Below are 11,747 nucleotides of genomic sequence, written 5' to 3'. Positions count from 1 at the left end.
CGGACCGCGAATAGCCCGCCCGGCGCGCGCCCGGGCCGCCCGGCCGGTCGAAGGGGCACCCGCCCGTTTCGCCCCGAGCCGATACTGACTAGCCTTGGGGGAACTGGCATACGGGGAAACAGGGGGAATGTCATGGACCTGTGGGGCGACGTCAAGCACCTCGCCGGGGACGTGGTGAAGGTCGGCGAGGACATCGTGATGGCCCCGGCCGAGATCGCACACTGGGCGCTCAGCAAGATGTTCGGCGACGCCGACGCCGAGCTGAACAAGATCGCTACCGAGCTGGCGCAGCTGGGCAAGCAGGTGGACGAGCTCGGCCAGGAGGTCAACTCGGTGCTCTCCTCGCTGCACTGGCACGGGGCCGCCGCGGACGCGTTCACCCAGCACGCGCAGAACCGGGTGCGTGAGCTGAACGGCGTGGCGGACGAGCTGGGACAGCTCGGCGACGCGGTGAAGCGGCTCGCCAGCATTCTGTGACGCGTCCGGGCGACGCGACGGGGACGGATCGACATGACGGGGGGAGTGTGCTGATGGCTGATCAGTTCGGCTACCGCATTGAAGAGTTGACCAAGATCGAGCGGGACTTCCAGACGCTGAACCAGCGCATGGAGCAGATGACCAAGCAGGTCGGCAGCATCAAGGCCACCATCGCCAAGGCCGCCGCCGAGGACGTCTTCTCCGCGCCGTTCGCGGGGATCTTCGGCTTCAGCTCGGTGGTCGGCGACGTGGTGAAGAGCGTCAAGGAGATCGAGGCCCGGGCCGACCACCTGGAGAAGACCAAGGAGACGCTCACCAAGGGCCTGGCCCAGGACGTCGACAAGATCCGCAAGGTCATCTCGCACTACCAGGCGATCGAGAAGAAGATCGCCGAGGAGATGAACAAGCCGAAGGGCGGCGACCACGAGAAGCCGAAGTCGCCCGGCACCGGCACCCGGATCGACGGCGGCGCGGGCGGCAAGGGCGGCGAGCAGGGCTCGGGCGGCGGTGGCAGCCACCACCCCTCGCAGCCGGAGTCCCCGGGCGACAGCTCCGGCAGCACCGGGACCCCGGCCGGCGGTCCCGGCGGCAGGCACGACGGGCCGAAGCTCAAGGACAAGTCCACCGGCGACTGGAAGACCAAGATCTTCAACGGCAGCGGCTGGGACTCCTGGTGCGGCAACCGCAAGCGCCACAAGCAGAACGGCGAGGGCCTCGGCGTGGTCGCCAAGCCCAAGATGGACGGTCTGTCCCCCGAGCGCACGGCGATCGTGGAGCGGGCCCTGGAGCGCGCCGAGCACAAGCTCGGCTACAGCCAGGGCGCCATCACCAACGGCTACCGGGTGGACTGCTCCGGCCTGGTCTCCGCGGCCTGGGGACTGCCCGGCCCGGGTCGTGACACCCACGGCCTGATGGCGAGCGACGTCTCCGAGCAGATCAGCAAGAACGACCTCAAGCCCGGCGACGCGATGATCATGGGCGAGCACACCGTGCTGTTCGGCGGCTGGGCCGACGCCGCGCACACCAAGTACATCGGCATCGAGGACAGCGGCGACGCGGGCTGTGTCTCCCGCGAGATCCCCTACCCGTACTTCCACGGCGACCAGCGGTACCACCCGTTCCGCCGCAAGGGCGTCGAGTAGCAGCGGGAGCCGGACGGGCCCCGGGCGGAGGGATCCGGCCGGGGCCCGCGCGGTCGACGGACCGTCAGTCGGTGGCGATGAAGGTCTCGCGCAGCGAGGTGACGGCGCCGCTGGAGTCCAGGGTGTACTCGAACAGCGACTGGACGCACAGGGTGCCGGCCGGCGGGTTGTCCCCGTGGTCCTTGCAGGTCTGCTGCTTGGCGGCGAAGTCGGCGAAGGTGCCGGTGCGGGCGGTGAACTTGGGGCCGCCGCTCTTGCCCTCGCCGGTGAAGTAGGTGGCCTTGGCGCCGGCCGCGGCGTGCAGGGTCACCGCGGCGGCGCCCTTCTCGTCGTCCAGGGCCAGGCCGTAGGCGCCGCAGGTGGCGGTCTGCTTCATGCCGGTCAGGGTGCCGGACTTGTCGGCGCTCTGGACGGCGATCACCTTGTGCGCCTTGTAGTACGCCTGGCAGCCGCCCACGTCCTGGGAAGCCCGCTCGAAGGCGGTTTCGTCGGCCGCGCTGACCGGGCCGCCGCCCGCCGGGGCTGCGGAGGACTTGGCGGGCGCGGCGCTGCTCGCGGCCGGCGAGGCGGACGCGGGGGCGCTGGAGGCGGCCGGCGGGGCGGCCTGGGTGGAGGCGGCGGGCGCCGGGCCGGACGGGTCGCAGGCGGCGGCGCCGAGGGTGGCCGCCAGCAGGACGGCCGCGGTCAGGAACGGGCGGGTGCGCATGATCGGTGGTTCCCCCTGGTGCTGACGGATCGTGGGCCGCGCGAGGCGGCGGACGGTTGGAGAACATACCAATCCCGACCGCCAACGAGGGCCCCGGAGTCACCGTCTGGCGGACCGTCAGGAACTCCGCAGCGGGTCAGGCGGTGAATTCCCGGACCAGCTTCACGAAGGTCTCCGGCTGCTCGTAGACCACCACGTGGCCGCTCTCCACCTCGGCGAAGCGCGCCCCGGCGATGCCGTCGGCGAGCTCGCGGGTCAGCGCGAACGGGACGGTGCCGTCCTTGGTGCAGCCGATCACCAGGGTCTCGGCGGTGATCCGCGGCAGCAGCTCGCGCAGGTCGGCGCGCCGGTTGAGCGCGATGTGCCGCAGGGCCCCGTCGGAGGGCAGGTTGCCGGCGACGATGCCGGCCACCGCGTCCGCGCCGATGGTGTTCAGGAAGGCCGGGCTGAAGGCGGTCAGGGTGCCGAACCGGCCGAAGGCCAGCGGGTCGCCCTGCAGCCCGGCCCAGGTGGCCATGTGGGTGCTCAGGTAGACGTCGTCGGGACGGGCCCAGCCGGCGGTCAGCACCAGGCGGCGCACCAGGTCGGGCCGCAGCGCGGCGACGGTGGCGGAGACCACCGCGCCGAGCGAGAAGCCGACCAGGTCGACCGGGCCGCCCTCGGCCTCGATCACCGCGATGACCTGCCCGGCGAGCAGCTCGACGGTCAGCTCGCCGCCGTCGTCCACGGTCTCGCCGGAGCCGGCGAAGTCCGGCAGCACGACGGTGCGATCGGCCGAGAAGTGCTCGACCAGGTGGCCGAAGGTGCCCTCCGCGCCGAAGCCGGTGCCGTGCACCAGGACCAGGCCCGGCCCGGAGCCCTCGGTGCGGTAGGAGACGGTCGCGGTGCCGGCGGGGACGGTGGCCATGGGAGGTGCTCCTTCTGGTGCGGACGGACGGGTCGGACAATCGACCCGGGAACGAAGGTACACCGGTTAGTGCAATCTTTCTACTGCACCGTGCAGTTTACTTTTCGGTCCGGTAGATCCGCAGGAAGGCGTCGACGCCGGAGGCGGTCAGCTCGTCGGCGCGGCGCTCGTCGAGCGGGAGGGCGCCGTAGAAGGTGAGTTGGGCGACGGCCATGAAGGTGAGCTGGCTGAAGTGGCCGGCGGCCTGCCCGGGGTCGGCGATCTCCAGCAGCCCGCGGTCGGCGAACTCGGCCATCCAGCGGGTGAGTTCGCGGTACGACTCGCGCGGGCCGGCTTCCTGCCAGGCGTCCAGGACGGCCGGGTTGATGTGGGTGGCCTCGGCCTCGATGGTGCGCACCAGGGCCCAGTGCTCGGCGAAGCCGGTCAGGCCCGCCACCCGGTCGCTGGCGAAGTCGGTCAGGTCGGCGCGCAGGTCGACGATCTTGCGGAAGTGCCGGTCGGCGAGGGCCGCGTGGTCGGCGGCGACCTCGGTGGCGCCCTCCAGGATCACGGTCTGGAAGAGCTGCTCCTTGTCCGCGAAGTGGTTGTAGACGGTGCGCTTGGAGACGCCCGCCTCGGCGGCGATGGCGTCCACGCTGCACCGGGTGAAGCCCTCGCGGCCGAAGACGGTGCGGGCGGCGCGGGTGATGGCGAGGCGCTTCTCGGGCATGCCGCGGCGGGCGGGCGGGGGCTGGGTCATCGGGGCCTCCGGGGGTGACGGGCACTTGCACTACATCGTGTAGTTTACCCGTTTGCGGTGGCCGCGCCGCGAGACCCGCGGCCGAGGACGCGTCAGGTCAGCGGATCAGCCGGAAGGCCGCCGCGGCCGCGGTGCGGATCGGCCAGGCGGGGCGGGGGACGTCGAGGACGCGGCGCAGCGGGGCGTCGAGGAGGGCGGCGGCGAAGGCCGGCGCGTGGCGGGCGAGGGGGCCGGGGAGGCGGGTGGCGAGCAGGCCGGAGGTGGCCTGCCAGAGCAGCCGGGCCGCCGGGCTCGGGGCGAACCTGGCGTCCTCGAACTCCCGCATCCAGCAGCGGGTCTGAGCCAGCGTCGGACCGGGTAGCGGGGTCAGCTCCAGGGCCCGGGCGAGCTCGGCCTGGAAGGCGAAGGCGGCGGTCCGCTCGGCCGGACGGACCCCGCCGTGCCGGGCGGTGAACTCGACCGGGTACACGGTGAAGCAGGCCAGCACGTAGCGCATCAGGTCGCCGCCGGCGCCCGGTAGGCGGCGGTGCAGCGCCGCGAGTTCGGCGACCAGCCGCCTGCCCTCGGGGCTGGCCACGCCGTGGCCGATCAGCGAGAACATCACCGCGCCGGTGGCCTTCGCCCGGGCCTTCGGCTCGGCGGTCAGCTTCCCGGTGCCGACCAGCACCTCGGCGATCTCCGGGACGGCGAAGGTCCGCACGAAGCCCAGGGTCAGGCCGACCCGGGCCCGCTGCGGGGCCCGGTGCAGCACCAACTCGGCGAAGGCGTCCCGGTGCCGGGCGCGGTCGTGGGGCTGTCCGCTCACCCGGCCACGGCCTCCGCACCGGACAGCGCCTCGGCCACCAGCGGCGAGTCGAGGTACCCGGCCACCAGCACCAGGTGGGCGCGCTCCTGGGCCGGCTCGGCGTCCAGCCCCGGCAGCACCTGCTGCTCCTCGCGCGGCCGAGGCACCGCACCGGCGGACAGCGCCGCCACCGCCGCGCGCAGCGCCGCCGCGACCACGAGCGCGTCCCGCTCCCGCGGGTCGAGCCCGGACCGGTCGGCGACCGCCTCGGCGGCCCGGACGGCGGCCGGGTCGATCCACGGACGGAGCGTCAACTGGCCGTCCCGGATCTCCAGTCCGCGCCGGGTGGTGCGCCACTCGAGGTCGCGCAGCGCGGCGCGCTCCAGCCAGGCGGGGGACGGCGGGCCCTCCAGGGCGAGCCGGCGGTCGGCCCGGTAGACCAGGTCCCACAGCGGCCGCAGCGCCCGGAAGTCGCTGCGCCGGCGGGTCCAGGCGGCGCCCGCCGGACCGGCGAAGCCGCAGGTGATGCCGATCGCGCCGAGCGCGGCGAAGGCCGGGCCGAGCGCGGTGCTCAGCCACTCGGCGCCGCCGACGCCGAAGTACGCCAGCGCGATCGCGGCGATCTTGCACGCCACGTACCCGCAGGCGGTGAGCGCGCCGACCGCGATCAGCCGGATGCCGCGGCGCAGCCAGCCGTCGGGGAGCCGGGCGGCGTGGCCGAGGCAGACCCGGCCGATGTCGATCAGCGCGTAGGCGAACAGGCCCTGGTAGAGCGCCAGGAAGACCGCGGTGGCGGCCCGCGGGGCGAAGGTGGTGTCGAAGGTGAGCGGGGTCTCCGGGGTGTACGGGCCGCCGGCCAGGAACAGCGCGGCCAGCACCGGGACCAGGACGGCGAACACCGCGGTGCGGCGGCGCACCCGGCGGCGCAGCCCGTCGGAGAGCGGCGCCCAGATCTCGGTGCCGGCCCGCTCCTCGGGCGGGGTCCACACCAGCGCCAGCACCACGGTGGCGGCGGAGAACCCGACGATGCCCAGGTACACCAGCAGGGTGGCCAGGTTGCCGACGCCGCTGAGGTGGCCGATCGCCCGGTACAGCAAAGGGGAGGCCAAGACGAAGGCGGTGGACGGCGAGGCGATCGCCAGCGCCACCACCAGCAGCCCGAACGACGGGTCGCGCCGCCAGGCTCGGAGCTTCAGTCCGGCCACCACCCAGGCCGCGCAGCCGATGCCCAGGTAGACGAAGTTGAAAGGCAGTTCAGACATGCTGACCCTTGCGGTGCTCCAGCGCCGGGGCGAGCTGCGAGGTGGTGCCGGCGCCCGGGGCGAGCACCAGGACGCGCATCAGCTCGGCGCCCAGCACCTCGGCCTCCTCCTCGGCGGCGTCGTCGTAGTGCGAGCGGCCGAGCACCAGCCGGAGCATGTCCGGGTCGATGGTGGGCAGTTCGACCCGGGCCGGGTCCTCGTCCGGGCCGGCCGGCTCGGCCAGGTGCCCGCACAGCAGGTGGGCCAGCTCGTGGCAGATGATGTGCGCCCGGTGCAGTCCGGAGGTCTCCTGCTCGACGTGGATCACGTCCTCGTCCGGCAGCCGCTCCACGAACCCGGACGGCTCGCCCACCCGCATCCGGCGCGGAGCCACCCGGATGGTCCGGTCCAGATGGCCGGAGACCGCCGTGCACAGCTCCTCCACCGTGCTCAGCGGCGGCAGTTGAAGCCCGCGTGCGACCGCGCGCATCCGCCGGCGGGTCCGCCCCAGCCCGCTCCCCAACCCCTGCACGTCCACCCCCTCGGCCTGCCGCCAGTGTCCCAGCGGCAGTTCCTGGTGCTCCGTCACGTCGCCGGGCCGGTGTCGTCCGGCTGCCCCGAGGGCAGGCCGACCGCCCGGCGCAACTGCTCCACAATAGTGAGTGCGGCGTCCTGCATCTCCGGCGGCAGCCCGGCTGCGCGCATCGCGATCCGCTCCACCCGGGAGTCGCGCAGCGCCTCGATCTTGCGCAGGTCCTGCTCCACGGCGCGGGCGGTCTCCGAGTCGGAGAAGTAGTCCAGCGGGACGCCGAAGAACTTGGCGATCCGGACGGCGTTCTCCAGGCTGGGCTTCTGGGTGCCCTTGCGCAGGTTCCCGATGTAGGTCCCGCTCAGGCCGGTGCCCTCGGCGATCTCCGAGTCGCGCCAGGGGCGGCCGAGGTCCTTGGGATAGATCACCGCTATCAGGCGCCGGAAGCGGCTGGCGAAGTCCGGAACCTCGCTGCGGGGGGAGTCCGTGGGCATGTGCCGGATCATAGAACGTCCTTACCCCCGGGCGTATCCCTCGAAGGTCCCGATCTGCACGATCGTTGGGGAAATCGTGCCGAAATCGTGGGCGCGCGACGGGTCGGCGCCCTCGACGGGCGGCCGTGAATCCACGATAGTTGACACACCGTCGACACTCTCGGCAGGATCGGCGATCGGATGCTCGGGCGCCGTTGCCCCACGGGGGTGGGCAGCGGCGCCTGTTCCCCCGGTGTGCGCCCGCGCGCCCAGAACCGTTCGGCGGCCCTGCGCGTTTCACTGTGTGTCAGGCTGTTCCGGAGCGCCCTCTGGTGGCCACTGCTCCGCCAACTCCGCGACACCCGCCGTTTCCCCACCGGCCGTCCGCACCCGCAACCCTGGTCCCGACCACACCCGGCGTCCGCCCACCCGTTCGGACCGACGCCCCCGCTCGAAAGGCCCGCGCAGCCGATGGCCCCCCGTCTCTCCGTCGTCGTCCCGGTGTACAACGTCGAGCGCTACCTCGCCGACTGCCTGGACTCGATCGCCGCCCAGAGCTTCACGGACTTCGAGTGCGTCCTGGTCGACGACGGCTCCACCGACACCAGTGCGGCCATCGCCGAGCGGTACGCCGAGCGGGACAAGCGCTTCCGACTGGTCCAGCAGGAGAACCAGGGCCTCGGCGCGGCCCGCAACACCGGCGTCCGCCACCTCGCCGAGGGTACCGAGTACCTCGCCTTCGTCGACAGCGACGACACCCTGCCCGCCGACGCCTACCAGCTGATGATCACCACGCTGGACCGGACCGGCTCCGACTTCGCCGCGGGCAACGCCCTGCGCCTGCGCTCCACCGGCTTCGAGCCCTCGCACGTGCACCGCCGCCCGTTCGCCGAGACCCGGCTGCGCACCCACATCAGCGAACTGCCCGCCCTGGTCACCGACCGCACCGCGTGGAACAAGGTCTACCGCCGCTCCTTCTACGCCGCGGCCGGCCTCGACTACCCCGAGGGCATGCTCTACGAGGACGCCCCGGTCAGCGTCCCGCACCACTTCCTCGCCGAGCGGGTCGACGTGCTCGCCGAGCCGATCTACCACTGGCGCATCCGCGAGGACGGCGACCAGTCGATCACCCAGCGCCGCACCGACCCGCGCGGCCTCGCCGACCGGGTCCGCTCCATCGAACTCGTCCGCGGCTGGCTCCTCGACCGCCCCGAGCCGGTCTTCCGCGAGCACCTGCGCGCCTACGACCACAACACCCTGGTCGAAGAGCTCCCGATGTTCTTCTGGACCGTCCCCGACGGCGACCGGGTCTACCGGCACGCCTACCAGCGGCACGTCACCCGCCTGCTCAGCGCGATCGGCCCCGACCGGGTCGCCGCCCTCCCGCGCTTCCTGCGCCTCAAGTACCGCCTCACCGTGGCCAACCGGCTGCGCACCCTGTCCCTGGTCCAGCGGGCGCACCGGGCGGTGCGCAACGCGCGCAAGAAGCTGCGGGGCTGATCTCCCCCGCCCGGTCGGCCTGGGCCCGCACTGAGCGGGCCGGTCAGTCGAGCAGGCCGGCCAGCTCGCGCCACTGCCGCCGCGGCAGTACGTCGGGCGGGGTGCCGATCACGGACAGGGACACGTGGTCGGCCCCCGCCGCCAGCTGTTCCCGGACCCGCCCGGCGATGGCGTCCCGGTCGCCCCAGGCGACCATGGCCCGCACCAGCCGGTCGGCGCCCGGCCCGGCCAGGTCGACCGAGTAGCCGAGCTCGCGCAGCATGTCGGCCCGGTTCGGCAGCGACTCCGCCACGTAGGTGCGGGCCTGCCGGCGGGTCCGGGCGTTGTCCGGGCCGAGCAGCACGGCCTGGATGACGCCGAGGAAGGGCTTCGGCCCCATCAGGGCGCGGGTGCGTGCGGTGTGCTCGACCGGAACGCCGAACGGCAGCGCGCCGTCGGCACGCTCGGCGGCCAGCGCGAGCATCTTCGCGCCGACCGCGCCGATCACCCGGGGGCCGCGCTCGGGCGCGCCGGGCGGGCCGAACCGGGAGCCGTCCATCGTGTCCAGGTAGGCGCGCATGGTGGGCACCCGGGGCCCGAAGGCGAGGCCCCGGACCTGCTCGACGAACCACGGGTGGCTGATGCCGAGGCCGAGCACGAAGCGGTCGCCGAAGGCCTCCAGCAGGGTGCGCTGGGCCTGGGCCATGGTCACCGGGTCGCGGCCGTAGACGTTGGCCACGCCGGTCGCCAGGGTCAGCCGGTCGGTGGCCCCCAGCAGCAGGGCGGCCTGGGTCATCGCCTCACGGCCGGACAGTTCGCCCAGCCACAGCGCGGAGTAGCCGAGGTCCTCGATCTCGCGGGTCGCCTCGACGGCCTGCGCGATCGGCAGCGCATCGAACTGGTTCGTCCACAGGCCGAGGTTCCCGGTGCCCAGTGTGGGGTTGATCATGCGTCACGTCGCTTTCCGGAGCGGGAAGTCGGAGCCGGCCGTGAGTCGTCCGTGAGCCGGCGCTCAAGGGTCCTGGCGGACCGGGCCGGCGGGCGCCGCGGCCGGCTTGACGGCCAGCATCGCGACCACGATCGCGACGGCCACGAAGGCCAGCGACGCGGTGAACGCGGCGCCCAGGCCCTCCACCAGCGCGTGCTTGGCGTCGCCCGGGACCTTGGCGGCGGCGTCACGGCCGGCCGAACCGAAGATCGTGATCAGCACGCTGATGCCCAGGGTGAAGCCGATCCACTGCATGACCTCCAGGACGCCCGCCGCGGAGCCGGCGTGCTCGCCGGAGACGTCGCCCAGGATGGTGGCCGACAGCGCGGTGAACGCCAGGCCGGCGCCGATGCCGAACAGCAGGATCGGGCCGAGCACACCGGTCAGGTAGGTGGTGGAGTCCGAGACCAGCGACATCCACACCATGCCGCCGCCGATCAGCAGCGAGCCGACCAGGATGAGCGGCTTGGCGCCGACCTTGCCGAGCAGCTTGGCGGCCTGGCCGCCGGAGGCCAGGATCGCCGCGGCCATCGGCAGGAAGGCGAAGCCGGCCGTCATCGGGCTGAACGCCAGGCCGTCCTGCAGGTACTGGCTGACGAAGAAGTTCATCGCCGACATGGTGGCGACCAGGCCGACCAGGCTGACGTAGCCGCCCGCCCGGTTGCGGCTGGTGAACAGCTGCAGCGGCAGGAGCGGCTGCGCGGCCCGGCTCTCCACCAGCAGGAACCCGATCAGCAGCACCGCGGCGGCGGCCAGCGACCCCAGGGTGGTGCCGTTGCCCCAGCCGTGCTCGGCCGCGTGCAGCAGGCCGTGGACCAGGGAGGTCATGAAGCCGGCCGACAGGATGACGCCGCCGAGGTCGAACCTGCCCGGGTTGCGGTCGGCCTCGATCACGTGGAGCGGGGCGAGGACCAGCACCAGGACGGCGAACGGGACGTTGACGAACATCACCCAGCGCCAGGACGCCTCCGAGGTGAGCAGACCGCCCGCGATCAGGCCGAGCGCGAGGCTGGCGGCGTACGAGCCGGCCACGGCGCCGAAGGCCTTGTTGCGCTCCGGGCCCTCCTCGAAGTTGCTCGCCACCAGGGCCAGCGAGTTCGGGGCGGCGGCCGCGGCGCCGACGCCCTGGACCACGCGCCACACCAGCAGCATCGTGGCGGAGTCCGACAGGCCGGCGAAGAGCGACGCGACACCGAACAGGACCAAGCCGGCGATGAAGACCCGGCGGCGGCCGAGGATGTCGCCGAGGCGGCTGCCGAGCAGCAGCAGGCCGCCGAAGGCCAGGGTGTACGAGCTGCTGACCCAGGCCAGACCGGTCGCCGAGAACCCCAGGTCGGCGTGGATCTTCGGCAGGGCGATGTTCACGACGGTCGCGTCGAGACCCACCATGAACTGGCTCAGGACGATCACCAGAAGGGCGATTCCGGGCTTGCGTCGTGAGTTCGAAGCTGGTTGTGCGCCCGTCTTGCCGGTAGGCGTCGACGTGGTGGACACAGTCCTCCCCCGTGGGTGAAAATGCGAAAGCTCAAGCTGGAAAGTAGACGGTCGCGTTCACTGTAGGGAGCTCGGGCGGCGGTCCGCAAGGGCTGTCGGCGAGGGCTGTCCGTGGCGACGGATCCGGAGGTGTCGCGGGCATGGACGTTGTCAACCCTCGTGAAGCGGGCGGGAGTTCCGGTACGCGACGGCGTGGAAAGGTGCTGGAGAAGGCCGTCCTGGACGCCGCCCTCGACCAGCTCCGCACCGTCGGCTACGCGGGCCTGACCATGGAAGGAGTCGCCGCCGCCGCCGGTACCGGCAAGGCCGCGCTCTACCGCCGCTGGGCCAACCGCGACGAACTGGTCGCCGCCGCGCTCGGCAGCGTCCTGCCCGACCCGGCCGAACTCAGGCTCGGCGGCTCGGTCCGGGACGACCTGCTGACCCTGCTCGGCTGCATCCGGGACGCCATCTCGCTCACCCACGGCACGGTCTTCCAGGTCGTGCGCAGCGAGGCCGCCGGAGCCGGCGGTCTGATGCACACGGTCGTCGGCCGGCGCGTGATGGACCCCTGTGACGCCCGCATCGCCGAGGTGCTCGCCCGCGGCGTGCGCAGCGGGCAACTGCGGCCCGGCGCGGACTCCGAACTGGTCGCGACCGTCGGCCCGGCGATGATCGTGCACTACGTGGTGCACCAGGCCCCGACGGTGCCGGACGCGCACCTGCGGTCGATTGTCGACGAAGTCCTGATGCCGCTGGTCTCGGCCTGAGACTGCCGCGCGATTCTTCTCCCGCGGGAGCCGCGGCGA

13 protein-coding genes are annotated in these 11,747 nt (G+C 73.0%); 4 read left to right on the top strand and 9 right to left on the bottom strand.

All coding sequences use genetic code 11. The features are described from left to right. The first annotated feature begins 132 nt into the window (after positions 1 to 132). Positions 133 to 477 (top strand): WXG100 family type VII secretion target, encoded by a 345-nt coding sequence (locus tag ACWD4U_RS17130; RefSeq protein WP_363456640.1) that lies wholly within the window; start codon positions 133 to 135, stop codon positions 475 to 477. Positions 478 to 530: 53 nt separating this feature from the next. Continuing rightward, positions 531 to 1,619 carry an NlpC/P60 family protein gene (locus ACWD4U_RS17125; RefSeq protein ID WP_363456643.1) on the top strand — a complete coding sequence of 363 codons (1,089 nt, stop codon included), beginning with the start codon at positions 531 to 533 and terminating at the stop codon, positions 1,617 to 1,619. A gap of 64 nt (positions 1,620 to 1,683) precedes the next feature. Here the strand turns inward: ACWD4U_RS17125 and ACWD4U_RS17120 are convergent, their stop codons facing one another. From ACWD4U_RS17120 to ACWD4U_RS17090, 7 genes are all read right to left on the bottom strand, one after another. Next, the gene (locus ACWD4U_RS17120) at positions 1,684 to 2,325 is read right to left on the bottom strand and encodes a hypothetical protein (RefSeq protein WP_363456646.1); all 642 of its coding nucleotides are present in this window, start codon (positions 2,323 to 2,325) and stop codon (positions 1,684 to 1,686) included. 136 nt (positions 2,326 to 2,461) lie between these two features. Further along, entirely contained in the window at positions 2,462 to 3,232 is a 771-nt protein-coding gene (locus ACWD4U_RS17115) for an alpha/beta fold hydrolase (protein ID WP_363456649.1), read from the bottom strand. Between the two features lie 97 nt (positions 3,233 to 3,329). Further along, the gene (locus tag ACWD4U_RS17110; protein ID WP_363456652.1) at positions 3,330 to 3,971 is read right to left on the bottom strand and encodes a TetR/AcrR family transcriptional regulator; all 642 of its coding nucleotides are present in this window, start codon (positions 3,969 to 3,971) and stop codon (positions 3,330 to 3,332) included. Between the two features lie 97 nt (positions 3,972 to 4,068). After that, positions 4,069 to 4,776 (bottom strand): oxygenase MpaB family protein, encoded by a 708-nt coding sequence (locus ACWD4U_RS17105; RefSeq protein WP_363456654.1) that lies wholly within the window; start codon positions 4,774 to 4,776, stop codon positions 4,069 to 4,071. Continuing rightward, on the bottom strand, positions 4,773 to 6,017 hold the full coding sequence (locus ACWD4U_RS17100) for an MAB_1171c family putative transporter (protein ID WP_363456656.1): 1,245 nt from the start codon (positions 6,015 to 6,017) through the stop codon (positions 4,773 to 4,775). The genes ACWD4U_RS17105 and ACWD4U_RS17100 overlap by 4 nt, the downstream gene beginning before the upstream one ends. Beyond that, entirely contained in the window at positions 6,010 to 6,585 is a 576-nt protein-coding gene (locus ACWD4U_RS17095) for a hypothetical protein (protein ID WP_363456658.1), read from the bottom strand. The genes ACWD4U_RS17100 and ACWD4U_RS17095 overlap by 8 nt, the downstream gene beginning before the upstream one ends. Continuing rightward, entirely contained in the window at positions 6,582 to 7,019 is a 438-nt protein-coding gene (locus tag ACWD4U_RS17090) for a helix-turn-helix domain-containing protein (protein ID WP_363456661.1), read from the bottom strand. Before ACWD4U_RS17090 ends, ACWD4U_RS17095 begins: the two co-directional genes overlap by 4 nt. Before the next feature lie 450 nt (positions 7,020 to 7,469). On the opposite strand from ACWD4U_RS17090, the gene ACWD4U_RS17085 reads away from it, so the two are divergent. Next, positions 7,470 to 8,498, top strand: a complete 1,029-nt coding sequence (locus ACWD4U_RS17085; protein WP_363456663.1) for a glycosyltransferase family 2 protein — start codon at positions 7,470 to 7,472, stop codon at positions 8,496 to 8,498. Positions 8,499 to 8,541: 43 nt separating this feature from the next. On the opposite strand, the gene ACWD4U_RS17080 is transcribed toward ACWD4U_RS17085, so the two are convergent. After that, positions 8,542 to 9,426, bottom strand: a complete 885-nt coding sequence (locus ACWD4U_RS17080) for a TIGR03620 family F420-dependent LLM class oxidoreductase (RefSeq protein ID WP_363456666.1) — start codon at positions 9,424 to 9,426, stop codon at positions 8,542 to 8,544. 63 nt (positions 9,427 to 9,489) lie between these two features. Then, positions 9,490 to 10,875 carry an MFS transporter gene (locus ACWD4U_RS17075; RefSeq protein ID WP_363456669.1) on the bottom strand — a complete coding sequence of 462 codons (1,386 nt, stop codon included), beginning with the start codon at positions 10,873 to 10,875 and terminating at the stop codon, positions 9,490 to 9,492. Positions 10,876 to 11,159: 284 nt separating this feature from the next. Here ACWD4U_RS17075 and ACWD4U_RS17070 point away from each other — a divergent pair, with 284 nt between their 5' ends. Beyond that, positions 11,160 to 11,708, top strand: coding sequence for a TetR-like C-terminal domain-containing protein (locus tag ACWD4U_RS17070; protein ID WP_363456672.1), 549 nt, complete (start codon positions 11,160 to 11,162; stop codon positions 11,706 to 11,708). Positions 11,709 to 11,747: the final 39 nt, after the last annotated feature.

It is taken from the genome of Kitasatospora sp. NPDC002522, from assembly GCF_053595195.1.
This window is presented reverse-complemented; position numbering and strand designations above follow the sequence as displayed.